Raw genomic sequence first — 23,921 nt, 5'->3', positions numbered from 1 at the left:
CGCGCCGTCGCGGGTTGCCGCTGGCGTCGCATGCGGTTACCTTGCGGCGTTTCCACGCACGCCGGCACGTTCATGTTTCGATATCGCACCTTCTGCCTCGCCGCCGCCGCGGCCCTGACCGCGTGCGCCGGCAACACGCCGCGCGGCGGACAGCCGGCCACGCCGGTGAAGCCGGACGATGCGTCGAACGCGCTGTACCAGCGCCTCGACCAGGACAGCCAGCGTTACGAGGCGGGCCTTGCGCTCGCGCGCTCGGGTGACACCGGGCGCGCGCAGTCCGAGATGAAGGCGGCGCTGGACGACCTGCGCGCCGCGGCGACGCAGTGCGCGCAGCTCAAGGAATGCGACCAGCAGCGATTCGTCGCGGGCTTCGATTCGCTGCTGCGCGCGGGTATCGGCAGCCGCTCCGACCTCGCCGTCGAAGGCGACACGAGCGCGACGACGCCGGATGCGACCGAGGAAGCCGGCGAAGGCTCGCCGGTGGTGAGCGCGGTACCGCAACTCGGCCGCTCGGTCACTCTGCTCAAGGGGCGCGAACTCGGCGACATCATCGCGCTCAACGGCCCGGTCAAGGCGGCGCTCGAGGAATGGCTCACGCAGTACCGGCCGAACCTCGTCACCGCCTACGAGAACTACCAGTACCTGCGCTACCAGATGTGGCCCGAGTACGAGAAGGCGGGCCTGCCCGAGGCGCTGCTGTTCGGCATGCTCGCGAAGGAGTCGGGCGGCAAGGTGCACGCAGTGTCGCGCTCGGGCGCGTCGGGCCCGCTGCAGTTCATGTATGCGACCGGTTTGCGCTTCGGCCTGACCACGGTCGACGGTTTCGACCAGCGCTTCGATCCGCGCCTGGCCGCGCGCGCGAACGCGTCGTACATCAACGAGCAGTTGGCGATCTTCAACAACAACCTGGAACTCGTGATCGGCGCGTACAACGGCGGCGAAGGCGCGATGCAGCGCCGCGCGGGCAGGGGTGAGAATGCCGCGGGCTTCTGGAGCCCGGAGGTCTACGGCGGCGTATCGCAGGAAACGCGCGAGTACGTGCCGATGGTGCTAGCGGCCGCGTGGCTGTTCATGCATCCGGATCGCTACAACCTCGAGTTTCCGAAAGTCGCGGCGAAGCCGGGCAGCATCACCTTGAAGCGCCCCGCGTCGATCGCGGAACTCACCGTGTGCCTCGGCCAGGACGGCAATGCGCACGACGGCTGGTTCCGCACGTTGCGCAACCTCAACCCGCAGCTCGACCCGCAGCAACAGGAGCCTGCCGGGGCACGCCTCGTCGTGCCGCTGCGGCTCGAGAAGGTGTACCAGCGCGATTGCGCCGACGGACGCTGGCCGCAGCTCGCAGCCGAGCTGCACGAGGCGATCGTGCCGGCACCGGCGCCGGTGGCGCTCGCGCAGTCGCGTGCGCCGGTGAAGGCGCGCTCGAAGGAGCGGACGTACGTCGTGCGCAAGGGCGACACGCTCGCGGCGATCGCGCGTCGCAGCGGCAACTGCGGCATCCGCGAGATCGCCGCGGCGAACGGACTGCGCGGGCCGCACTACCCGGTCAAGCCGGGGCAGTCGCTGAAGGTGCCGGAGTGCGCGCGCTGAGGGACGGAGCGGGAGTTGGCGCTTCCGTGCGCCAGGTCCCGTCCTGTGAAATCGTCGAATTCAAGTTGCGGTCCTTCCATGGACCGCGTTGTCCACCCGGCAGCATCGTCCCGATGCATGCGAGCCGGGTTGATCCGGCTCCGCGGAAACGGATGGCCCTGTGCGGCATCCGTTCCGCCCGCACGCCGGCGTGACGTGCGCGGTATGACTCAGGCCGCTTCGGCCCCTTCGACCATCCAGCGGTTGAGGTCGTCGGCGGGTACGCCTTCCTTGAGCGAACGCAGGCAGCGCATGGCCTGGCGATGCAGCTCCTGCTGCTCGCCGAACGGCGAATCCTTGGTTTCGTGGAACACGACGGTCAGCCAGAGGGCGACGCCACGCAGGCGCACCTGCAGGTTGTCCGAGCGCAGGCGCTCCAGACCGATGTCCGTACCGCTGCCCCAGGGACGGTATTTCTCCTCGGGCGGGGTCGCGTAAAGGTGCGGGAACTCGCTCTTCGATGCGCTCGTGAACTCGCGCAGGGCGATCCCGGCGAGCTGGCGGCGCGCGGCCGGCGGCAGCAGTTCGAGTGTCTTGTTGATCTCGCGAAACTGCCGGCGCAGCTGCATCGCGCGGCTGAGGGCGATCAAACGGGTCATGATCTGCATGGCTGTATCCCCCTGCCCATCCCTGGGGCCAATCTTGGATGGTTGTGAATCCGTGACGCCGATACTAGGCGAGGTCTACCCCATGAGACCGCCCAGCACGTCACAAATTGCCGAATCGCGTCACATTGTGACCGATGCGCGACCGCTTGGGAAGAGGGATTCAGCCCGCGGCGGGTAGGAGGTTCGCTCCGGAAAGGCTGCCGATCGCCTCGCCGACCCGTACCGCCTGTTCGGGCGACAGCGCCGGGTCGAGCGTGGCGGCTGCAGGCAGCAGCACGATCGCGGTCGATCCCATGTTGAAGCGGCCCATTTCGGCACCGCGCGCGAGGCGGATGCCGCGCCCGCGCCAGTCGCGCCGCGTGATGCGCGAGGCGTACGGCGGCACGTCGACACCACCCCAGACGGTTTCGATGCCGGAGACGAGCATCGCGCCGACGAGGACGACCGCGAACGGACCGCTCGCGCCGCGGAAATGGCAGACGAGGCGTTCGTTGCGCGCGAACAGGCGCGGCACCGCGGCGACCGCGAACGGCGCGACGCTGAACAGGCGCCCGGGCACGTGCACGGTTTCGAGCAGTTCGCCCGCGAGCGGCATGTGCACGCGGTGGTAGTCGCGCGGCGACAGGTAGACGGTCGCGAAGCGCCCGTCCGCGTACGGCGCCGCCGCCGCATCGTCGCCGAGCAGTTCGGCGACGCTGAAGTCCTGGCCCTTGGCCTGGAACACGCGGCCCGAGCGGATCGCCCCGGCCTGGCTGATGCGGCCGTCAGCGGGGCAGAGGACCGCATCCGCGGCCTGCGCCTGCGGGCGCGCGCCGGGCTTGAGCGCGCGCGTGAAGAACGCGTTGAAATGCGCGTACGCCGACGGATCGGGCTGCGCGGCCTCGTCGAGGTCGACGCGATAGCTGCGCACGATGCGTCGGATCAGGAAATCCTTCCACGGTGCGAACGTCCAGCGCGTGCCCCACATCACGAGGCGCGACAGGAAGCGATGCGGCAGCACGTACTGCAGGGCGACGACGGCGCGCATCAACGGGCTCCCGCGAGCGTGGTGAGGTCGGCGGCGATCTTCTCCGCATCGAACGGCGGGCGCAGCACGCCGGCCTGGCGACCCTGCGGGTCGATCAGCACCGCCGAGGCACTGTGATCGACGTCGTAGGTGCCGTCCTTCGGTTCGCCGCGCGCATAGACGAGGCCGAGCGCGTGCGTGATGCGCGTCAGCTGCTCGTCGTCGCCGCTCGCGGCGACGAATTCCGGATCGAAGAAGCCGACGTAGCGCGCGAGCTGCGCGGGCGTGTCGCGCTGCGGGTCGACCGAGACGAAGTCGAAGCGCACGCGCTGCCGGGTCGCGGCCGGCAGGCGCTTCCACGCCTGCTTGAAGTCGGACAGCGTCGTCGGGCAGACGTCGGGGCAGTTCGTGTAGCCGAAGAACACGACCGTCCAGCGACCCTTCCAGTCGTCGAGCGTGAGCTTGCCGCCGTCGCTGCGATCGAGCTGGAACGCGGGCAGCTCGCGCGGCGCCGGATACAGCACGACGAACGAGAGCGCCGGGCCGGGCGCGGGTGCGAGCACGCGCATGCCGAGCCAGAGGCCGACGGCGGCGGCGAGCGCGGCGACGAGGATGAGCCAGTTCGCGGAGACGCGACCGGCGTTGCGGAGGCGGGTCATCCGTCGATTATACGGGCGCGCGCGGATATGGACGCGCCGCGCGGACGCGGCATGCGGCCGCACGCGGCCGCACGCCGCGGCCCGTGGCGGCGCATGCCCTATACTGCTCGACCCCTTCGAATGCGCGGACGCCACCGTGACGCAGGAACTCGCGACGATCGTCGACTTCATCCGCTACGGCGCGAGCCGCTTCGGCGCCGCCGGCCTCACCTTCGGCCACAGCTACGACAACGCGCTCGACGAAGCGACCCACCTCGTGCTGCACGCGCTGCACCTGCCGCACGACCTCTCGCCCGCGTACGGCCAGGCGCGCCTCACCGCGGCCGAGAAGCAGGCCGTGCTCGCGCTGATCGACCGTCGCGTCGACGAGCATCGCCCGGTCGCGTACCTGACCGGCGAGGCGTGGTTCGCCGGCCTCAAGTTCAAGTCCGACGGACGTGCGCTCGTGCCGCGTTCGCCGATCGCCGAACTGATCCAGAGCAGCTTCACGCCGTGGCTCGACGAGCGCCACGTCGAACGCGCGCTCGACCTGTGCACGGGGTCGGGCTGCATCGGCATCGCGATGGCCGCGCACAACCCGGACTGGCACGTCGACCTCGCCGACATCAGCGACGACGCGCTCGCGCTCGCGCGCGAGAACGTGGAGTTCCAGGACGTCGGCGAGCGCGTGCGCGTGATCAAGTCCGACCTGTTCGGCAGCCTCGGCGGCGAACGCTACGACCTCATCGTGAGCAACCCGCCGTACGTCACCGAGCAGGAATTCGCCGCACTGCCGCCCGAATACGGCCATGAACCGAAACTAGGCTTGACCGCCGGCGACGACGGACTCGATTTCGCGTTGCGCATCCTCGCGGCGGCGCCCGATCACCTCGCCGAGGACGGCGTGCTCGTCGTCGAGGTCGGCGAGAGCGAGCGCGCGCTCGTCGCGACGCTGCCGAACGTGCCGTTCAACTGGATCGAGTTCAACGTCGGCCAGATGGGCGTGTTCCTGCTCGACCGGCGCGACCTCGTCGAGCACGCGGCGGAGATCCATCGCGCGGCGAGCGCGCGCAAGTAGCTTGGTTGCGCGTTGCTGGTGTGCGTCGGGAGAGCGGCATGGACGTGTTGCAATGGACGGGCATCGGGTCATATGCGATCCCGTGCGCGCTGACGCTCCTTGGTGTAGTCCTGGTGCCCATCGGAAATGGCCTCGTGCGTGGCCTCGTGGCTGCAGTGGCAGGATGGATCGGTTGCGTCGCCTACACGATTTTCGTGTTCAATCCGGTGGGCCTCGCATCGGCACGCGCGCACGGTGATCATTTCCCCGACGTGCGATACGACAACAACACGGTTTCCGTGGCGATCCTCGCGGGCTGGGTCGTTCCGCTGGCCACGTTGGCGACGTACCACGCGGCACGGCGGATTTTCCGAAGAATCTAGTCCATCGAACACCGGGCACTGCCATCCATGTCCAGCAATACGTTCGGCAAGCTTCTCAGCGTCACCACGTTCGGCGAGAGCCACGGCCCCGCGATCGGCTGCGTCGTCGACGGCTGCCCGCCCGGCCTCGCGCTCGCGCCGGAGGAATTCCGCGACGACCTCGAGCGGCGCGCGACCGGGCGCAGCCGCTGGACCTCGCAGCGGCGCGAGGCCGACGACATCGAGATCCTCTCCGGCGTCTACCAAGGGCGCACGACCGGCACGCCGATCGCGCTGCTGATCCGCAACACCGACCAGCGCTCGAAGGACTACGGCGACCTGCAGGGCACGTTCCGCCCCGGCCACGCCGACTACACCTACTGGCAGAAGTACGGCATCCGCGACCCGCGCGGCGGCGGCCGTTCGTCCGCGCGCGAGACGACGATGCGCGTCGCCGCCGCGGTGATCGCCAAGAAGTGGCTCGCCGAACGCCACGGCGTGCGCGTGCGCGGCCATCTCGCGCAGATCGGCGACGTCGTGCCGCGTGCGTTCGACTGGGACGCGGTCGAACGGAACCCGTTCTTCTGGCCCGACGCGGCGATGGTCGAGGAACTCGAGGCGTACGTGAATGCGCTGCGCAAGTCCGGCGACTCGGTCGGCGCGCGCGTCACCGTCGTCGCCGACGGCGTGCCGCCGGGCTGGGGCGAGCCGATCTACGGCAAGCTCGACGGCGAACTCGCCGCGGCGCTGATGTCGATCAACGCGGTCAAGGGCGTCGAGATCGGCGCCGGCTTCGCCGCGGTCGCGCAGCGCGGCAGCGAACATCGCGACGAGATCACGCCGCAGGGATTCCTGTCCAACCACGCAGGCGGCATCCTCGGCGGCATCTCGACCGGCCAAGCCGTGGTCGCGTCGATCGCGCTGAAGCCGACCTCGAGCATCCTCGTTCCGGGGCGCAGCGTGAACCTCGCCGGCGAACCGGTCGAGGTCGTCACCAAGGGGCGCCACGATCCGTGCGTCGGCATCCGCGCGACGCCGATCGCCGAGGCGATGGTCGCGCTCGTGCTGATGGACCAGGCGCTGCGGCATCGCGCGCAATGCGGCGACGTCGGCGACGTCGCGCCGCGCGTGCCGGGCCAGGCGGGATGAGCGCGCGACCGCGCGTGTGGGTCACGCAGCCGGTCTTCGGCGACGTCCTCGCGCGCCTCGATCCGTACTTCGACGTGCGCGTCGAACCGACGGTCGCGCCGCGCGGTGCCGGCGAACTGCGCGAGGGCCTGCGCGACGTCGACGGCGCGCTCGTGTTCATCCCCGATCGCATCGACGCTGCGGCAATCGCGCAGGCGAGCCGCCTGCGCGCGATCGCGAACGTCGGCGTCGGCTACAACAACCTCGACATCGCCGCGCTCACCGCCGCGGGCGTCCTCGCGACGAATACGCCCGACGTACTCACCGAGACGACCGCGGACTTCGCCTGGGCGCTGCTGCTCGCGACCGCGCGGCGGGTGACCGAGGCGGAGCGCTGGCTGCGCGAAGGGCAGTGGACGACCTGGTCGTTCGAACTCATGCTCGGCCGCGACATCCACGCCAGCACGCTCGGCATCCTCGGCATGGGCCGCATCGGCCGGGCAATCGCGCGCCGCGCGCGCGGCTTCGGCATGCGCGTGCTCTACCACAACCGCTCGCGCCTGCCGCCCGAGGTCGAGCGCGAATGCGCGGCGACCTTCGTCGCCCGGAACGAACTGTTCGCGCACAGCGACCACCTCGTGCTCGTGCTGCCGTATTCGCCGCAGACGCACCACGCGGTCGGCGCGGCCGAGCTCGGCCGCATGAAGCCGGGCGCGACGCTCGTGAACATCGCGCGCGGCGGCATCGTCGACGACGCCGCGCTCGCCGACGCGCTCGCCGCCGGGCGCATCGCCGCGGCCGGGCTCGACGTCTACGAGAACGAGCCGGCGGTGCATCCGCGCCTGCTCGCCCTGCGCAACGTCGTGCTGACGCCGCACATCGCGAGCGCGAGCGAGGCGACGCGGCGCGCGATGGTCGCGCTCGCGGTCGACAACCTCGTCGCCGCGCTCGGCGCCGGCCCGCACGCGGGCAGGCCGCCGAACCCGATTAATGCCGACGCGTTATTGGCGCGCGGCCCCCGGTCCGCGTGATCCTTGCCCGCGCAATCCTCGTCCTCGCCATCCTTCGCGCAAACCCCGCCGACCAGAACCGACCATGACGAACAACACCCGCTACAACGTCGCCATCGCCGGCGCCACCGGCGCCGTCGGCGAAACCCTGCTGTCGATCCTCAAGGAACGCGCGTTCCCGATCGGCGAACTCGTGCCGCTCGCGAGCGAGCGCTCCGCCGGCGGCAAGGTGGCGTTCGGCAACCGCGAACTCACCGTGCGCAGCCTCGCCGACTACGACTTCAACGGCATCGACGTCGCGTTCTTCTCGGCCGGCGGTTCGGTCTCGCGCGTGCACGCGCCGCGCGCCGCGGCGGCCGGTGCGGTCGTCATCGACAACACGTCCGAGTTCCGCTACCAGGACGACATCCCGCTCGTCGTCAGCGAAGTCAATCCGCACGCGATCGCGCAGTACGCGAACCGCGGCATCATCGCCAACCCGAACTGTTCGACGATGCAGATGCTCGTCGCGCTCGCGCCGATCCATCGCGCGGTCGGCATCGAGCGCATCAACGTCGCGACCTACCAGTCGGTGTCGGGCGCCGGCCGCTCGGGCATGGAGGAGCTCGGCCGGCAGACCGCCGCGCTGCTGAACTTCCAGGACGCGGAACCGAAGAAGTTCCCGGCGCAGATCGCCTTCAACCTCATCCCGCAGATCGACGACTTCCAGGACAACGGCTACACGAAGGAAGAAATGAAGATGGTGTGGGAGACGCGCAAGATCCTCGAGGACGCGTCGATCCAGGTGAACCCGACCGCGGTGCGCGTGCCGGTGTTCTACGGCCACTCCGAAGCGGTGCACATCGAAACGCGCGAGAAGATCAGCGCCGAGCGCGCGCGCGAACTGCTGCGCGTTGCGCCGGGCGTCGTCGTCGTCGACGAGCGCAAGCCCGGCGGCTATCCGACGCCGGTGCAGCACGCGGCCGGCAAGGACGAGGTGTTCGTCGGTCGCATTCGCGAGGATCTGTCGCATCCGCGCGGGCTCGATCTGTGGGTCGTCTCCGACAACATCCGCAAGGGCGCTGCGCTGAACGCCGTGCAGGTCGCCGAGTTGCTCGTCAAAACCTATCTGTGACGGCCCCCGGACTTTGCGAAATCGTATCTGTGATCTATAGTTACGATTGTGTTATAAGCCCGTTTCGAGATGACCTGAAACGGGTCCCAACGCCTCCGGGGGGCATGCCTAGATGAAACGACCGCTGCAACTTTCGCTTGCGATCGCGCTCGCGTTGGGCGGAACGAACGCGCTCGCGCTGGGCCTCGGCCCCGTCCACGTGAAATCCAAGCTCAATCAACCGCTTGACGCCGAGATCCCGGTCATCCAGGGCACCGCCGGCGAAGCGGAGGGTCTGCTCGTGAGCATGGCGGCGGCGGAGGACTTCGAACGCGTCGGGATCTCGCGCAGCCACCTCAACGTGCCGCTCGAATTCGCGGTCGGCAAGAGTGCGAGCGGCCAGGTCGTCATCCGCGTGACGAGCAAGGAGCCCGTGCAGGACAGCTACCTCGACTTCCTCGTCGAGGCGAACTGGCCGAAGGGCCGCCTGCTGCGCGAGTACACCGTGCTGCTCGATCCGCCCGTGACGGCTCCAGCACGCAGTGCACCGGCGGCGGTCGCCGCGACGCCGGCCCCGGCGCCGAGCGTGCCCGCGACGCCGCGGCGCGAGAAGGAAAAGGTGGTCGCGGCCGAAAAGCCGCCGGCCGCCGAGAAGCCCGCAGCTCCGGCACGCGAGAAGCCCGCTCCGGTCGCGGCTGCGCCGCGCAAGGTGCTCGAGGGCGAGTACGGCCCGGTCAAGGAAGGCGAGACGCTGTCCGGCATCGCGCGCGCGGCGCGCCCGGACGGTGGCGCCAACGTCGACCAGATGATGCTCGCGCTGCTCAAGAACAATCCGAACGCGTTCTACAAGGACAACATCAACGCGCTCAAGCGCGGTGCGATCCTGCGCATCCCGAGCGCCGACGAGGCGAAGGCGATCGGTTCCGCGAGCGAAGCCGCGGCGCAGGTCCGTTCGCAGTTCGAGGACTGGCGTGGTGGCCGCGCGACACCGACGCGCGTCGCCTCGACCGAAGCCCCGGCAGCGCCCGCGACGGCTGCGCCGAAGGAGTCGAAGGAAGCGAAGCCCGCGAAGGCGAGCACCGCCGCTGCGGACGCGAAGAGCGCGAGCGAGCGCCTCGAACTCGTGCCGCCGAAGTCGGGCAAGGGCAGTGTCGCGATGGCCGACCAGCCCGGCACGGGCAGCGGTTCGGCTGCGAATGCCGAGGCGAAGCGCGAACTCGCGCGCACGAAGGAAGCACTCACCGCGCGCGAGCAGGAAGCGAGTGAACTCAAGTCGCGGGTGAAGGAACTCGAGGACCTCAAGGGCAAGAACGATCGCCTGATCAGCCTCAAGGATTCGGAGATCGCCGACCTGCAGCAGAAGCTCAAGGAGCTGCAGGCGAAGGCCGAAACCACCGCGAAGGCCGCGGGCAAGCCGGCGACGCCGGCGGCCGCGACGCCGCCTCCGGTCGCGGCCACGGCGACGCCACCCGCATCGACGACGACCACGCCGTCGTTGAACGCGAAGGAAACGGCGATCGACAAGAAGGACATCTGGGGCGACGCCGGCAAGGCGGCCGCTCCGGCCAGCGACGCCACCAAGACCGATGCACACGCGGCATCGGGCACGACGCCTGCGACGACCACGCCGGGCGCGACGACTGCGCCTTCGGCGACGGCGGCCACGAGCGGCACGTCCACGCCGGCCTCGACGACGCCCGCCTCCGGCGCGACGACGCCGGCCTCGACGACGCCCGCGGCCGGCACGCCGTCCGCGACGCCCGGCGCCACGACGCCGGCGACCACGGCGTCGACGACGCCGGCTACGACCACGCCCGGTTCGACGCCCGGTTCGGCCACGTCGAGTGGCGCAACCGTGACGCCGCTGCCGGCGACACCGCCGACCACGGCGACGAGCGGGACCACGGCCAAGCCGACACCGGCCGCGACGGTGAAGAAGCCGACGCCCGCGCCGCAGCCGGAGCCGGCCTGGTACGACGCTTCGTGGGTGAAGCCCGCGGCGCTCGGCGGTGGCGTCCTGCTCGTCCTGCTCGGCTTGTTCGGCATGCGCAAGCGCAAGGCCTCACCCGCCGTGACGGGCGGCACGCGTCCGTCGATCGCCGACGCATTCGGCGATTCGCCGGTCGGCGGCGGTGGCGCGACGAGCGACGTGATGGAAGCCGAAGCCGCCGCGCTGCGCGACCAAATCGCGCGCGAGCCGGGCAACGTCGGTCTCTACCTCGAATTGCTGAGCCTCTACTACGCCGAGCGTGACGTCGCGAAGTTCGAAGACACCGCCGCGGAAATGCACGCCTACGTCCACGATCCGAACCAGCCGGAGTGGCAGGAAGCGCAGGCGATGGGGCAGGAACTCGCGCCGCACAATCCGCTGTTCGCTTCGTCGCATGCGTACGATTCGGGTTCCGCGTTCGCCGATACCGCCGAGCGACCGACGCTGCACGACGACGATTTCGGCTTCGGCCACGAGCACGGCCACGGCCACGTGCCGGCCACGCCGGCGCCCGCCGCCGCGGCGACGGCGCATTCGGACGACTACGGCTTCGGCTTCGCCGACGCACCGACGCCGACGCATGCGCACACGCCACCGCCCCCGGCTGCAGCCGCCGACGCGTTCACGTTCGATGACCTGCCGCCGCTGGAAGCGCCGGTGACGAAGGCGACGCCCGCCCCGATGCCCGCTGCGAAGGAGCCCGCGCCCGCGATGAAGGAAACCACCCTGGACGACGATTTCTTTGCCGGCGAGGATGCGATCGGCACCAAGCTCGATCTCGCCAAGGCCTACATGGACATGGGCGATCCGGATGGTGCGCGTTCGATGCTCGAGGAAGTCGTCGCCGAAGGCAACGATGCGCAGAAAGCGGAAGCGCACCGCTTGATTTCCGAGTTGCGCTGACGCGGACGTCGGGGGCGCGCGGCTTCGTCGAAACGCGCGAACCCGACAGCGCGATCCACCCAGAAGGGAGCCGGCAGTCCGGCTCCCTTCCGTTTTTCGGGCTTCTGTTCTCGGATGATCGGTCGCCGCGGAGCGCCGCATCCCGTACGATCCCGCTTTTGCCTGATCCCCATTCCCGATCCCGGTTCCATGCGCCTCGCTCTCGGCATCGAATACGACGGCACCGACTTCTGCGGCTGGCAGCGGCTGTCGCACGAGCGCAGCGTGCAGGCCGAGGTCGAGGCCGCGCTCACGTTCGTCGCTGCGCATCCGGTCGAGGTGACCTGCGCGGGCCGCACCGACGCCGGCGTGCACGCGCGCTGCCAGGTCGTGCATTTCGACAGCGACGCGACGCGCAGCGAGCGCGCCTGGGTGCTCGGTGCGAACTCGCGGCTCGCGCGCGACGTCGCCGTGCTGTGGGCGCGCCCGGTCGCCGACGGTTTCCACGCGCGCTTCGGCGCTCGCGCACGGCGCTACCGCTACACGATCCTCAACCGCCCCGTGCGCGCGGCGCTCGCCGCACGCTTCGTCACCTGGGAGCGCGTTCCGCTCGACGTCGAGGCGATGCAGCGCGCGGCGCAGGCGCTCGTCGGCGAACACGACTTCAGCGCGTTCCGCACCGTCGCGTGCCAGGCGAATTCGCCGATGCGCAACGTGCACGCGATCGCCGTCGCGCGGCGCGGCGACGAAGTCGCGATCGAGATCGAGGCGAACGCGTTCCTGCACCACATGGTGCGCAACGTCGTCGGTTCGCTGCTGCCGATCGGCCGCGGCGAGCGCGCCGAGGCGTGGCTCGCCGAACTCCTGCAGGGACGCGACCGCAGCGTCGCGGGCCCGACCGCGCCCGCGTCGGGGCTCGCGTTCCTCGCGCCGCGCTATCCCGCCGAATGGAATCTTCCGCCCGAGGTGACGTTGTGAGCACGCGCATCAAGTTCTGTGGCATCACGCGACCGCAGGATGCGCGGCTCGCGGTCGATCTCGGCGTCGATGCAGTCGGCCTCGTGTTCACGCGGCGCAGCCAGCGCTTCCTCGGCATCGCGCAGGCGCGCGAGATCCGCCGCATGCTGCCGCCGTTCACCACGGCGGTCGCGCTGTTCATGGACGACGAGCCGGGCTGGATCGAGGAAGTCATCGCCGGCGTGCAACCCGACCTGCTGCAATTCCACGGTGCCGAGCCGGGTTCGTTCTCGTCGAGCTTCTCGCGCCCGTACGTGAAGGCGGTGCCGATGGCATCGGTCGACGATGCGGTGGCGTACGTCGGCCTGCATCCGGCCGCGAACGGTTTCCTGCTCGACAGCCACGCGCTCGGCGCGCTCGGCGGCAGTGGCGAGACGTTCGACTGGAAGCGTGCGCCGCGTCTCGGGCGCGCGACGATCCTCGCGGGCGGATTGAATGCCGACAATGTGGCGCAGGCGATCGCGCTCGTGCGACCCTATGCGGTCGACGTATCGAGCGGCATCGAAACCGCTCCGGGCATCAAGGACCCCGCGCGCATGCGCCGCTTCGTCGAAGCGGTGCGCAATGCGGACGCTGGCATCGGCAAGTGAGCACCATGGAACGAATCGACGACTATTCGGTGTACCCCGACGCGCGCGGGCGCTTCGGCGACTACGGCGGCTCCTACGTCGCGGAAACCCTGATCGCGCCGCTCGCCGAACTGGACGCGGCGTACCAGCGCCTGCGCACGGATCGGGCGTTCATCGCCGAGTTCGAGCGCGACCTCAAGTACTACGTCGGTCGGCCTTCGCCGATCTACCACGCCGAGCGCCTGTCCCGGCAGGTCGGCGGCGCGCAGATCCTGCTCAAGCGCGAGGACCTCAACCACACCGGCGCGCACAAGATCAACAACACGATCGGCCAGGCGCTCGTCGCGCGCCACATGGGCAAGCGGCGCATCATCGCCGAGACCGGCGCCGGCCAGCACGGCGTCGCGACCGCGACCGTGTGCGCGCGGTTCGGCCTCGATTGCGTCGTGTACATGGGCGCGACCGACATCGAACGGCAGAAGATCAACGTCTACCGCATGAAGCTGCTCGGTGCCGAAGTGGTGCCGGTCACGTCGGGTTCGAAGACGCTCAAGGACGCGCTCAACGAGGCGATGCGCGACTGGGTCACCAACGTCGCCGATACGTTCTACATCATCGGCACCGTCGCCGGGCCGCATCCGTACCCGCAGATGGTGCGCGACTTCAACGCCGTGGTCGGACGCGAGGCGCGCGCGCAGATGCTCGAGCAGTACGGTCGCCTGCCCGACGTGATCACCGCCTGCGTCGGCGGCGGTTCGAACGCGATCGGCCTGTTCCACGCGTTCCTCAACGATCGCGACGTGCGCGTCGTCGGCGCGGAAGCCGCGGGCGAGGGCATCGCGAGCGGGCACCACGCCGCATCGCTCGCCGCGGGACGGCCGGGCGTGCTGCACGGCAACCGCACCTACGTGCTGTGCGACGACGATGGCCAGATCACCGAGACGCATTCGGTCTCGGCCGGCCTCGACTATCCCGGCGTCGGCCCCGAGCACGCGTTCCTCAAGGACAGCGGCCGCGCCGACTACGTCGGCGTCACCGACGACGAGGCGCTCGCCGCGTTCCACCAGCTCGCACGCAGCGAAGGCATCCTCGCCGCGCTCGAGTCGAGCCACGCGGTCGCGCAGGCGATCAAGCTCGCGCGCGAGCTGCCGCAGGACCGCCTCGTCCTCTGCAACCTGTCCGGGCGGGGCGACAAGGACGTGCATACGATCGCCGCACGCGAAGGACTTTCGCTGTGAGTCGCATCGATCGTCGTTTCGCCGACCTCGCTTCGGGCGGGCGCACCGGCCTCGTCCCGTTCTTCACCGCGGGTGATCCGTCGCCCGACAGCGTCGTGCCGGTCATGCACGCGCTGGTCGAGGCGGGCGCAGACCTCATCGAGCTCGGCGTGCCGTTCTCGGATCCGATGGCGGATGGTCCGGTCATCCAGCACGCGAGCGAGCGGGCGCTCGCGAAGGGCGTCGGCCTCGCGCGCGTCTTCGACTGGGTGCGCGAATTCCGCACGCGTGATGCCGCGACGCCGGTCGTGTTGATGGGCTACATGAATCCGGTCGAGATCCACGGCGCCGCGCGCTTCGGCGCCGAAGCGGTCGCCGCCGGCGTCGACGGCGTGCTGCTGGTCGACTGCCCGATCGAGGAGATTGCCGCCGCCGGGCCCTTGCGCGACGCGGGCCTGACCCAGATCTTCCTCGCCGCACCGACGACCACGGACGCCCGCCTGGCGCAGGTCTGCGCCGCGGCGCGGGGTTTCCTATACTACGTGTCCTTCGCCGGGATCACCGGCGCGGACCGGCTCAGCACCGGCGACGTGCGCGAGCGTGTCGCCGCGATCCGGCGCCAGGCGAGCACGCCAGTCGCGGTCGGGTTCGGCGTGCGCGACGCGACGTCGGCGGCAGCGATCGGCGAGTTCGCCGACGCGGTCGTGATCGGCAGCGCGCTGGTCGAGCGGCTCGCGGGCGCGGCGGATGCGGACGAGGCAGCTGCGCGTGCGCGCGCATTCCTCGCCCCGATCCGCGCCGCCCTCGACAAACGGACCTAGTTTTTTTGCTCCACTTGAGATGTCCGGCATGGATGCCGGTCTGATCTTCGTCGTCATGGAGGACGGCAAGAATCCCCGCGGCATGGATGCCGGTCTGATCTTGCCGTCAGGAGGACGGCTGAGGAAAACCCTATGAACTGGTTGCAGAAGCTCGTCGGCCCACGTGCACGCTCGTCGACGACGGGCAAGGGCAAGGTGCCCGAAGGCCTGTGGGAGAAGTGCGACGGCTGCGGCGCCGTGCTGTACAAGCCGGAGCTCGAAGCGTCGCTGATGGTGTGCCCGAAGTGCGGCCACCACCACGCGATCCGCGCGCGTGCGCGCCTCGCCGCGTTCTTCGACGAAGGCAGTACGCAGGAACTCGACGCCGCCCTCGAACCGACCGACCCGCTCAAGTTCCGCGATTCGAAGAAGTACAAGGACCGCATCGTCGGCGCGCAGAAGCAGACCGGCGAGAAGGACGCGCTCGTCTCGATGCGCGGCACGCTCAAGGGCAATCCGCTCGCCGCCTGCGCGTTCGAGTTCTCCTACATGGGCGGCTCGATGGGCTCGGTCGTCGGCGAGAAGTTCACGCGCGCGGCCGAGCTCGCGCTCGCCGAACGCATGCCGCTCGTCTGCTTCTCGGCGACCGGCGGCGCGCGCATGCAGGAAGGCCTGTTCTCGCTGATGCAGATGGCGAAGACCTCGGCCGCGCTCGCGCGCATGCGCGACGCGGGCGCGCCGTTCATCTCGGTGCTCACCCACCCGACCACGGGCGGCGTGTCGGCGAGCCTCGGCATGCTCGGCGACGTCAACGTCGGTGAGCCGAAGGCACTGATCGGCTTCGCCGGCCCGCGCGTGATCGAACAGACCGTGCGCGAGACGCTGCCGGAGGGTTTCCAGCGCTCCGAGTTCCTGCTCGACCACGGCGCGATCGACCTCATCGTCGACCGCCGCGAGATGCGCGACAAGCTCGCCGCAGTGCTCGCCCTGCTCATGCGCCAGCCGAAGGCGGCCTGAACGTGCGCGCGGCGCGCCGCCTGCGCGCGCTGCTGGGCGTGGTGCTCGCCGGCATGCCGCTCATCGCCGCGACGGCGGCGGAATCGCCGGCGCCACGGCGCGTGCTGTTCGTCGGCAACAGCCTCGTCTACTACAACGACCTGCCGCGCATGACCGCGGCGCTCGCCGCGGCCGGCGCCGCGCCGCTCGAGGTCGAGATGATCGCGGGCGCGGGGACGACGATGCGCGAACACCTCGCGCGCGGCACGCTGCGCACGGAACTCGCGCGAAGGCGCTACGACACCGTCGTGCTGCAGGATCGCGGTGGCTATCCGCTGTGCACGCGCGACGATCGCGATTGCGCGGACTCGGTCGCCGCGATGTGCGAAGCAGCGACGCTCGTGCGCGACGCCGGTGCGCGACCGATCTGGTTCGGTACCTGGCAAGGTCTCGCCGAGGCGCAGGCCGCGCTGGGCAAGCTCGGTGCACGCGCGGCGAAGGATTGCGACGTCGCGTTCGCCGACGTCGGCGCGGCGATGCAGCGCTTCCTCGCGCGCAGCCGCGTGCGCCCGTGGCTCGACGACGGCCATCCCGACGCGAGCGGCTCGTGGGTCGCCGCCGCCGTGCTCGCGCGCGCGATCACCAACGAACGCGCGCACGTACCCGAACCGATGCCGGAAACCTGCCGCGTGCGCTGGCAGGACGCACATCCGGACGAAGGCAGCGTCGCCTCGGCGCAGACGGCGCCGGCGCGCGACTGCACGATGCCGTCGCCGGCGATCCTGCGTGGCGCGGTCGACGCGGCGAACCGTTCGCGCTGAGGCGGATCGACGACCGCCCGCGTCGACGGCTCGGAACGGTGGCGCCTTCGGAGTCCGACCCGTCGCCGCCGCGATGCGCGCCGTCGCAGCGCGCATCGGCCGGGTGCGCCACCGCCTCCGATCACGGCGACGAATCGAAGCCGTCCGCGAAGACGAGGTCCGGGTCGCGATTCGGATAGACGAAGATCGCTCCCTCGGCATCGGCGTTGTAGAAGCCCGCACCGACCACCGCGTCGAGCCGATGGTCGCCGTCGACGTCGCCGAACGCGAAGCGCAGTCCATAGAGGGAAAGGCTCGCGCTCGGATCCGCGATGACGGTCGCGGGCGTACTCGTTGCATCGAGGGGGCCGCGATAGATCATCACGCTGCCCAGGCCGTCGTATTGCAAGGCGGTGATCGCGACGTCGGGATGGCCGTCGCCGTCGAAGTCGCCCGCCGGCTCGATGTGCACGCCGAAGCTCGCCGGCGTGCCGTCGCCGGAGGCGAGGGTGAGCTTGACCGCCGCAGCGGAGGCGAGGCCGTCGGCGCCGCCGCGGAACAGCCAGGCGGCACCCGGGAACGAAAGGAAATCGCATCCAGCGGCCGGTGTCGGCTCGCAGTCGGTGCCGATCATCACGTCGTCGTAGCCGTCGCCGTCGAGATCACCCACCCCGACCGCGGCGAAACCGAAGTCGCCTTGCGACGTATCGCCGGTCAACACGGTCGCCGGATCCGTGACGATGCCGTTCGGCGAGCCGAGATAGACGAATGCGCCGCCGCCGCTGGTCTGGTACTGGTAGCCCGGTGCGCCGACGACGAGGTCGTCGTAACCGTCGCCGTTCACATCCCCGGCGCCGCGCACCGCGAAGCCGAAACTCGCCGTGGTCGTCTGCGCGCTCAGGCGCGTGCGGGCGGATTCGACGAGCCCTTGCGGCGAGCCGTAGTAGACGAACACCGTTTCGGGCAGGACCGGGTTGGTGGAATTCTCCCCGATCGCCACGTCGTCGTAGCCGTCGCCATTGACGTCGCCGATGCCGGACAGGCCGAAGCCGAACTTGCAGCCGTCGATGTCGTCGCCGACCAGACGCGCCGCGGGCGTGGGCGACAGGCCGGTGGCGGAGCCGAGGAACAGATGGACGGTGCCGCGGAAATCGAAGCCGTTCGGGTTGCCCGGATCCGTCCCGCGCTCGTCGTCGACGATGATGTCCTCGTAGCCGTCGCCGTTCACGTCGCCGGCCGAGGCGACGTTCTCGCCGAAGTAGTCGAAACCATCGGCGGCGGCGGGATTGGCGATCTGCTGCGATGGCAGCTGCGGGCCGTTCGCGGATCCGTAGTAGACCAGCACGATCGAATCGCGGGCGGCACCGCTCACCGGGTCGGCGAGTTGCTGGCTCGAGATGACGTCGGCGTAGCCGTCGCCGTCGACGTCCGCCGTCGCGACGGTGAGGCCGAAGATGCCGTTGGGCGTGCCGCCTTCGATGATCCAGGGCGCAGGCACATCGGTCCGTGCAGGGGGCGACGCCGAGCGCGCGGGCGCCGCCATCGCGATGCCGCAGACGGCGAGGTGGCCGACGAACAGCGCGAGCGAGCGCGGGCGGAACGTGTTGCGGGGAGGAGCAAGCTGAACCGATCTCATGGCAAGGGCGTCTCCGAACCACCCGCGACGGTCGCGGGCAACCTCGTCCAGCATCGGCCGGGGCGCCATCCTGCGCATTCGCGCAGGCTCTCGAAAATATCTCGGGACGTCTCGCCCGTGAGGCGCCGCGCGCTCACGGCCTCGCGGCGATGCGTTCGCCCGCCAGTTCGCGCGCGCGCTGCTCCGCCCGGGTTGCCGGATCCGGCTGGTCGAGCACGCGGTTCAGCGTGGCCGCGGCGCGCGCAGCACGGTAGTCGCGCTCGACGTACGGTTCGATGGCGGCGAGCAGGGACGTCGCGCGGGTGCGGTCGCCACGCAGCGCCACGTAGTCGGCGTACGGCGCCGCTGCGGCCACGATGTCGGTCGGCTCCGCCGCGCTCAGGGCGAGCGCGAGTGCGCCGCGAAGTGGTGGTCGGCTTCGCCATCGCCGGAAGCGGCGAGGATCAGCGCGCGCGAGAGCTCGCTGGCGAACGCCCAGCCCGGATCTTCCGGCGATTCGAGCAGTTCGCCGAGCCGCGCGACGAGCGCGCCCGCGTCGTCGGCGCGACCGCCCTGGCGTGCTGCTTCGGTCAACACCACGGCCGCTTCGGGGATCGTGTCGCTGCACGAGCCTGCGGGAGCGTGCCGGATGCGCTCGAGGATCTCGCCACCGAGCTTGAAGGCGAGCGCACCCTTGCCTTCGTCGACGAGCAAGCCTGCGCGCAACGTCGCGAAGGCGGGGTCGGCGCTCGCGGTCGCGTCGCCGTCGAAGCGGGCGAGCGCAGTGCGCGCTTCGGCAAGCCGGCCGTTCTCGCGTAGCGCACGGATGTGGTTCTGCGCCACGTACTCGATCAGGCGATGGTCCTGCAATCCGGGCAGCAAGCGCCAGGCGCGAGCGCTGCTGTCGACGGCGCCGCGTGCATCGAGCACGCGAAGCCGAGCGTTGGCCTTGTTCGCCAGCGCGGTCGCGAGGCCGTCGGCGATATCGAAGCGGTCGAACGTCGCGATCGCCCGATCGAACGCCGCGGCCGCATCCGCCTGCTGGCCGTGCTGGCCGGCGAGGAGCGCCGTATTGATGTCGGCGTAGGCGAGGCCGATCGGGTCGCCGCTGCGCTCCAGTTCACTGCGCGCGCGGCCCATGTCGGCGAGCGCGAGGTCGAGCCGGCCAAGGCCGCCGTTGACGACTGCGCGCTCGTTGTAGGCGCGACCACGCAGGCTGGGGTCGCCCTGCTCGCCGAGCGTGGCGATCGCGGCGGAGTAGAACGGTTCCGCCTCGCCGTAGTGGCGCCTCCGGATGGCGATGCCACCGAGTCCCATCTGGGCGAGCGCGCGCATCGAGGCAGGCACGTCGACGGTCCCGGATGCGAGCGGCTCGAACGCGGCCTCGGCTTCCTCGAGGCGACCATTGCGGAACTCGAGCCGCGCGCGTCGCAGCACGAGCCGCGGATCGCCGGCTTGCTCGGGCGTGGCGGTATCGAGCCAACGACGCGCCTCGGCGACATCGCCGCCGAGTGTCGCCGCATCGATGCGCTGCGCGAGCTCGTCCATGGCACCGGCTGCGCGCGTCGAGGCGCCGATGCCGAGGTCGGCAAGGAACTGCGCGGCGACGGCGTCGACCGCCAGCAGCGGCGCAGCCGCCTCGGCCACGTACGTCCGCGCGTGCTCGCCATGGTACGCGTCGAGCGAGAAGCGCCAGACACCGTCCGCCGTCGTCGCGCGCGGCACGAGCAGGTAACCGGTGCCGGTGACCCGCAGCAGGCGCTCGCGTTCAGCCGCATCCGGTCCGCCCGCAGGCGCCGACCGGGCGATCGCCACGACGCGGTCGCTCGGCATCACGCCGAGGCGTGCGTCGCGCAGGCGGGACGCGAGGTAGTCCATCGCGCCGTAGCGCAGCCACGCGTGATCCGTGCTCGTCTCGCTCACGCCGACCGGCAGCACGACGACGGTCCGTGAATCGTTCGCAGGAGCGGTCGATGCGGTCGGGCCGACCGCGATGCGCGCATCGCGCACGAACATGATCGCCAGTGCGGATACGACGACGAGCGCGACGCACGCGGCGAGCCAACGCGAACGCGCCACGCGGTGCGGTGCGGGCGGCGGCTGTCGAAGCGTCGCCGCATGCGCCGGGTCGGCGACCGTGGCGGGCCCGGCGCTCGTCGGCGATTCCGCCGGCGAATCCGCAGGGTCGGCGGCAGCGATGCCCGCATCGTCGACCAGCACGGGCATCGTCCAGCGGTAGCCGAATCGGGGCACCGTGCGCAACGGGCCCTCGCCGTCGCCGTCATCGCCGAGCGTGCGGCGTAGCCGCCAGATCGCCTGCGTGAGGAGGTTGTCGCCACCGTCGGCGAGGCCCCAGACGGCGGCGGTCAGCTCGTCGCGCCCGACCGCGCGTGAGCGATGCTCGATCAGATACGCCAGGCAATCGAACGCCTTGGCGGCGATCTGTACGCGTTCGTCGCCGCGCCACAGCTCGCGCGCCGCCACGTCGAGGCGGAAGTCCGCGAAGCGGTAATGCGTCGCCTTCATCGCGCAAGAGTAGCGCGAGTAGCTCGCCGAGGGTCAGCGTGCGGCGATGTCCGCGCTGCAGACGAAGCGGATCGCGTCGAGGCGCGGTGCGGCGGTCGCGAGGGCGTGGCGCAGGGCGTCGAGTTCGCTCGCGATCGCCGCGATCTCGTCCTCGCGCACCGACGGATTGACCTTGGCGAGTGCGGCGAGGCGCGACTGCTCCGCGTCGAGTTCGCGCTGCGCGGCGGCGAGCGCGTGGCCGACCTCGGTCGCGGCGAGGCGTCGTGCCTCGGTCTCGCACGCGCCGAGCATCGGCGGCACGAGCTTGGCCAGCAACGGCCGATAGCGCGCCGCGTCGATCGGCTGCTCGCGCGCGCGCGCGAGGCTGACCGTGTTCGGCGCGTAGTCGGTGCGCGCGGTGAGGCGCGTGTCGACGACCGTGCGCAATGGCAGCGGCGGCAGGAAGCGGCCGATGTCGAGCCGGCGGTCGGCGACGCATTCGAGCGCGAACACGCATTCGAGCAGCGCCGTGCGCGGCGGCAACGCGGCATCCATGAGGATCGCGGCGTTGCCCTGTTCGCTTTCGAGCAGCAGGTCGAGCGCACCGACGACGAGCGGGTGGTCGAGCCGCAGCAGCGGCAGTTCTTCGCGCGCGAGCGCGGTCGCGCGGTCGAACGTGACCTGTTGCGGACCGTCCTTGAGCCCGGGGAAGCCGTCGGTGCTGAGGTACTCGGGGTCGAGCACGACCGTGCGCGGGCCGGTCTCCTCGGCGTCGATGCCGAACTGTTCGAACAGCGCGATGACGAACTCGTCGGCGCCGGTGTCGCTGTCCTGCGCGCGCAACGCGTCGGCGAGCGGCAGGTCGCGTGCCTGGCGTTCGGTCGCGAGTTCGAGCAGGCGATCGCGCCCGGCCTGCACGAGTTCGGACAGCTCGCGATGCGTCGCCGCGGTCTCGCCGATGAGCGCGTCGATCTCGACGTCGGGGTCTTCGCCACCGAGCGCATGCCGTTCGGCTTCCGCGAGCAGGCGCGCGCCGTAGCGGCGCAGGATCTCGCGGCCGTCGGACGGACTGCTGCGCAGCGCATCGAGGCCTTCGTGGTACCAGCGCAGCAGCGCGTGCTGCGCGCTGCCGTGGAACGCCGCGGCGTGGATCTCGATGTCGTGGCGCTGGCCGATGCGGTCGAGGCGGCCGATGCGCTGTTCGAGCAGGTCCGGATCGAGCGGCAGGTCCCACAGCACGAGGTGGTGGGCGAACTGGAAGTTGCGGCCTTCCGACCCGATCTCCGAACACAGCAGCACGCGCGCGCCGTCGCCCTCGGCGAAGAACGCCGCATTGCGGTCGCGCTGCAGGATGCTCATGCCTTCGTGGAAGCGCGCGACCTTGGCGCCGCTGCGCGTGCGCAGTGCGTCCTCGAGCGCGATCACCTTCGCCTGCGTGCGGCAGATCAGCAGCAGCTTGGCCGGCGCGAGGCGCTCGATCAGCGCGACCAGCCACGGCAGGCGCGGGTCGGTCGCGTAGTCGATCTCGCCCGCGGGCGGATGCGCCTGCGCGTCGGCGTGGAATTCCGCGAGCAGGCGCTGGCGCGTGCCGTCGTCGAGTTCGGTGCCGTCGAGCAGGTCGATGCGTGCGACGCGCTTCGGGAATCCGCCGATCTGCGCGCGCCGGTTGCGGAACATCACGCGGCCGGTGCCGTGCCGGTCGATCAGCGCGTCGAGCAGCAGCGGCGCGTTCGCGGCGCGGTCCTCGTCGTAGCGCGCGAGCAGTGCTTCGAGATCCGCATCGCTGGCGAAGCGCGCGGCGAGCGCGGCGCGCACGTCGGCGTCGAGCGGTGCCGCGTCGAGCAGGCGCGTCGCCACCGCGGACAGGCCCGCGTAGCGCTCGGATTCGGCCGTGAACCTCTCGAGGTCGGTGTAGCGCGCGGGATCGAGCAGGCGCAGGCGCGCGAAGTGGCCGCTGCGGCCGAGCTGCTGCGGCGTCGCCGTGAGCAGCACGAGTCCCGGCGCGCGCGCGGCGAGGCGCTCGACCAGCGTATAGGCGGGGCTGGCTGCTTCGGGCGACCATTCGAGGTGGTGCGCCTCGTCGACGACGACGAGGTCCCAGTCGGCGTCGCCGACCTGCGCTGCGCGCTTGGGCGTACCGGCGAGCCAGTCGACGTCGGCGATCACGCACTGTTCGTCGTCGAACGGGTTGCGCGCAGCGTCGGCGACTTCGATCGCTTCGCAACGCTCCTCGTCGTACAACGCGAACGGCAGGTTGAAGCGGCGCAGCAGCTCGACGAACCACTGCGCGGTGAGGCTCGGCGGTGCGAGCACGAGTACGCGCGCGACGCGCCCGCTCGCGAGCAGGCGTGCGAGCACCATGCCGGCTTCGATCGTCTTGCCGAGGCCGACCTCGTCGGCGAGCAGCGCGCGCGGCGGGCGGCGCTGCGCGACGATCGCGGCGACGCGCAACTGGTGCGCGATGAGGTCGATGCGCGCGCTGGCGAGGCCCCACGCCGGCGATCGCATCGCGGCGGCGCGGCGGCGCAGCGCGGCGAGGCGGAAGTCGAAGCGGTCGGGTGCGTCGACACGCGCGGACAGCAGGCGCTCGTCCGCGCGCGACACCGGCTGCGCGTCGTCGAGTTCGGATTCGGCGAGCGCGCGCGTGCCGTTGTGGTAGGTGAGCAGGCCGCTCGCCTCGCTCACGCGCTCGACCACGAAATTCTGCTTCTGCCCGCTGACCTTCTGGCCGACACGGAACTCCGCGCGCGCGAGCGGCGCCGCCTGCTTGGCGTAGTGGCGCAGCACGCCCGCGGTCGCGAACAGCACCTGCACGGTGCGGCCGTCGAGGCGCACGACGGTGCCGAGGCCGAGTTCGGGCTCGGCGTTGGAGATCCAGCGTTGACCGGGAACGAAAGCCATGGAGGGGGCAGCGGTGAGGGAGTGCGATTATCGCGGCCGCGGCGCGCGAAGCATAGTCTTGCGGCCTGATCCGGTGCGCTGCCGTGGCGCGGCGCGCC

General features: G+C 70.8%; 20 protein-coding genes. 13 read left to right on the top strand and 7 right to left on the bottom strand.

Going from position 1 to position 23,921, the window contains the following annotated elements:
- Positions 1-72 precede the first annotated feature (72 nt).
- Positions 73-1,590 (top strand): transglycosylase SLT domain-containing protein, encoded by a 1,518-nt coding sequence (locus tag FHW12_RS06070; RefSeq protein ID WP_182530049.1) that lies wholly within the window; start codon positions 73-75, stop codon positions 1,588-1,590.
- 209 nt (positions 1,591-1,799) lie between these two features.
- Here the strand turns inward: FHW12_RS06070 and FHW12_RS06065 are convergent, their stop codons facing one another.
- The 3 genes from FHW12_RS06065 to FHW12_RS06055 all read right to left on the bottom strand — a co-directional run bounded on the left by FHW12_RS06065 (position 1,800) and on the right by FHW12_RS06055 (position 3,902).
- The gene (locus tag FHW12_RS06065; protein ID WP_259392827.1) at positions 1,800-2,228 is read right to left on the bottom strand and encodes a hypothetical protein; all 429 of its coding nucleotides are present in this window, start codon (positions 2,226-2,228) and stop codon (positions 1,800-1,802) included.
- 169 nt (positions 2,229-2,397) lie between these two features.
- A complete protein-coding gene (asd, locus tag FHW12_RS06060) occupies positions 2,398-3,264 on the bottom strand; it encodes an archaetidylserine decarboxylase (RefSeq protein ID WP_182530047.1) in 867 nt (288 codons plus the stop codon).
- Entirely contained in the window at positions 3,264-3,902 is a 639-nt protein-coding gene (locus FHW12_RS06055) for an SCO family protein (RefSeq protein WP_182530046.1), read from the bottom strand. Before FHW12_RS06055 ends, asd begins: the two co-directional genes overlap by 1 nt.
- A gap of 136 nt (positions 3,903-4,038) precedes the next feature.
- Here FHW12_RS06055 and prmB point away from each other — a divergent pair, with 136 nt between their 5' ends.
- From prmB to FHW12_RS05995, 12 genes are all read left to right on the top strand, one after another.
- Positions 4,039-4,959: a 50S ribosomal protein L3 N(5)-glutamine methyltransferase gene (gene prmB / locus FHW12_RS06050; protein WP_310735153.1), complete on the top strand. Its 921-nt coding sequence runs from the start codon at positions 4,039-4,041 to the stop codon at positions 4,957-4,959.
- Between the two features lie 38 nt (positions 4,960-4,997).
- A complete protein-coding gene (locus FHW12_RS06045; protein WP_182530044.1) occupies positions 4,998-5,321 on the top strand; it encodes a hypothetical protein in 324 nt (107 codons plus the stop codon).
- A gap of 27 nt (positions 5,322-5,348) precedes the next feature.
- Positions 5,349-6,449, top strand: coding sequence for a chorismate synthase (aroC, locus tag FHW12_RS06040; RefSeq protein WP_182530043.1), 1,101 nt, complete (start codon positions 5,349-5,351; stop codon positions 6,447-6,449).
- Positions 6,446-7,459 carry a 2-hydroxyacid dehydrogenase gene (locus FHW12_RS06035; protein ID WP_182530042.1) on the top strand — a complete coding sequence of 338 codons (1,014 nt, stop codon included), beginning with the start codon at positions 6,446-6,448 and terminating at the stop codon, positions 7,457-7,459. The genes aroC and FHW12_RS06035 overlap by 4 nt, the downstream gene beginning before the upstream one ends.
- 64 nt (positions 7,460-7,523) lie before the next feature.
- A complete protein-coding gene (locus FHW12_RS06030) occupies positions 7,524-8,552 on the top strand; it encodes an aspartate-semialdehyde dehydrogenase (protein ID WP_182530041.1) in 1,029 nt (342 codons plus the stop codon).
- 112 nt (positions 8,553-8,664) lie between these two features.
- The gene (locus tag FHW12_RS21560; RefSeq protein ID WP_182530040.1) at positions 8,665-11,424 is read left to right on the top strand and encodes a FimV/HubP family polar landmark protein; all 2,760 of its coding nucleotides are present in this window, start codon (positions 8,665-8,667) and stop codon (positions 11,422-11,424) included.
- A gap of 189 nt (positions 11,425-11,613) precedes the next feature.
- Positions 11,614-12,381: a tRNA pseudouridine(38-40) synthase TruA gene (gene truA / locus FHW12_RS06020; RefSeq protein ID WP_182530039.1), complete on the top strand. Its 768-nt coding sequence runs from the start codon at positions 11,614-11,616 to the stop codon at positions 12,379-12,381.
- Positions 12,378-13,010, top strand: coding sequence for a phosphoribosylanthranilate isomerase (locus tag FHW12_RS06015; protein WP_428993611.1), 633 nt, complete (start codon positions 12,378-12,380; stop codon positions 13,008-13,010). The genes truA and FHW12_RS06015 overlap by 4 nt, the downstream gene beginning before the upstream one ends.
- 5 nt (positions 13,011-13,015) lie before the next feature.
- A complete protein-coding gene (trpB, locus tag FHW12_RS06010; protein ID WP_182530037.1) occupies positions 13,016-14,227 on the top strand; it encodes a tryptophan synthase subunit beta in 1,212 nt (403 codons plus the stop codon).
- Entirely contained in the window at positions 14,224-15,027 is an 804-nt protein-coding gene (gene trpA, locus FHW12_RS06005) for a tryptophan synthase subunit alpha (protein ID WP_182530036.1), read from the top strand. Before trpB ends, trpA begins: the two co-directional genes overlap by 4 nt.
- 132 nt (positions 15,028-15,159) lie before the next feature.
- Positions 15,160-16,023, top strand: a complete 864-nt coding sequence (gene accD, locus FHW12_RS06000) for an acetyl-CoA carboxylase, carboxyltransferase subunit beta (protein ID WP_182530035.1) — start codon at positions 15,160-15,162, stop codon at positions 16,021-16,023.
- 2 nt (positions 16,024-16,025) lie between these two features.
- Complete coding sequence (locus tag FHW12_RS05995) at positions 16,026-16,823, top strand: SGNH/GDSL hydrolase family protein (protein WP_182530034.1); 798 nt, start codon at positions 16,026-16,028, stop codon at positions 16,821-16,823.
- Positions 16,824-16,944: 121 nt separating this feature from the next.
- Here the strand turns inward: FHW12_RS05995 and FHW12_RS05990 are convergent, their stop codons facing one another.
- The 4 genes from FHW12_RS05990 to rapA form a co-directional block, all read right to left on the bottom strand.
- Entirely contained in the window at positions 16,945-18,438 is a 1,494-nt protein-coding gene (locus FHW12_RS05990) for an FG-GAP-like repeat-containing protein (protein ID WP_182530033.1), read from the bottom strand.
- A gap of 133 nt (positions 18,439-18,571) precedes the next feature.
- Positions 18,572-18,793: a hypothetical protein gene (locus FHW12_RS05985; protein WP_182530032.1), complete on the bottom strand. Its 222-nt coding sequence runs from the start codon at positions 18,791-18,793 to the stop codon at positions 18,572-18,574.
- 23 nt (positions 18,794-18,816) lie between these two features.
- The gene (locus tag FHW12_RS05980) at positions 18,817-20,943 is read right to left on the bottom strand and encodes a winged helix-turn-helix domain-containing protein (RefSeq protein ID WP_182530031.1); all 2,127 of its coding nucleotides are present in this window, start codon (positions 20,941-20,943) and stop codon (positions 18,817-18,819) included.
- 33 nt (positions 20,944-20,976) lie between these two features.
- Entirely contained in the window at positions 20,977-23,823 is a 2,847-nt protein-coding gene (gene rapA, locus FHW12_RS05975) for an RNA polymerase-associated protein RapA (RefSeq protein WP_182530030.1), read from the bottom strand.
- Positions 23,824-23,921 lie beyond the last annotated feature (98 nt).

Source organism: Dokdonella fugitiva (assembly GCF_014138265.1).
Classification (GTDB): domain Bacteria; phylum Pseudomonadota; class Gammaproteobacteria; order Xanthomonadales; family Rhodanobacteraceae; genus Dokdonella_A; species Dokdonella_A fugitiva_A.
The sequence above is the reverse complement of the archived record's forward strand: the minus strand, read 5'-3'. Positions and strand labels throughout refer to the sequence as shown.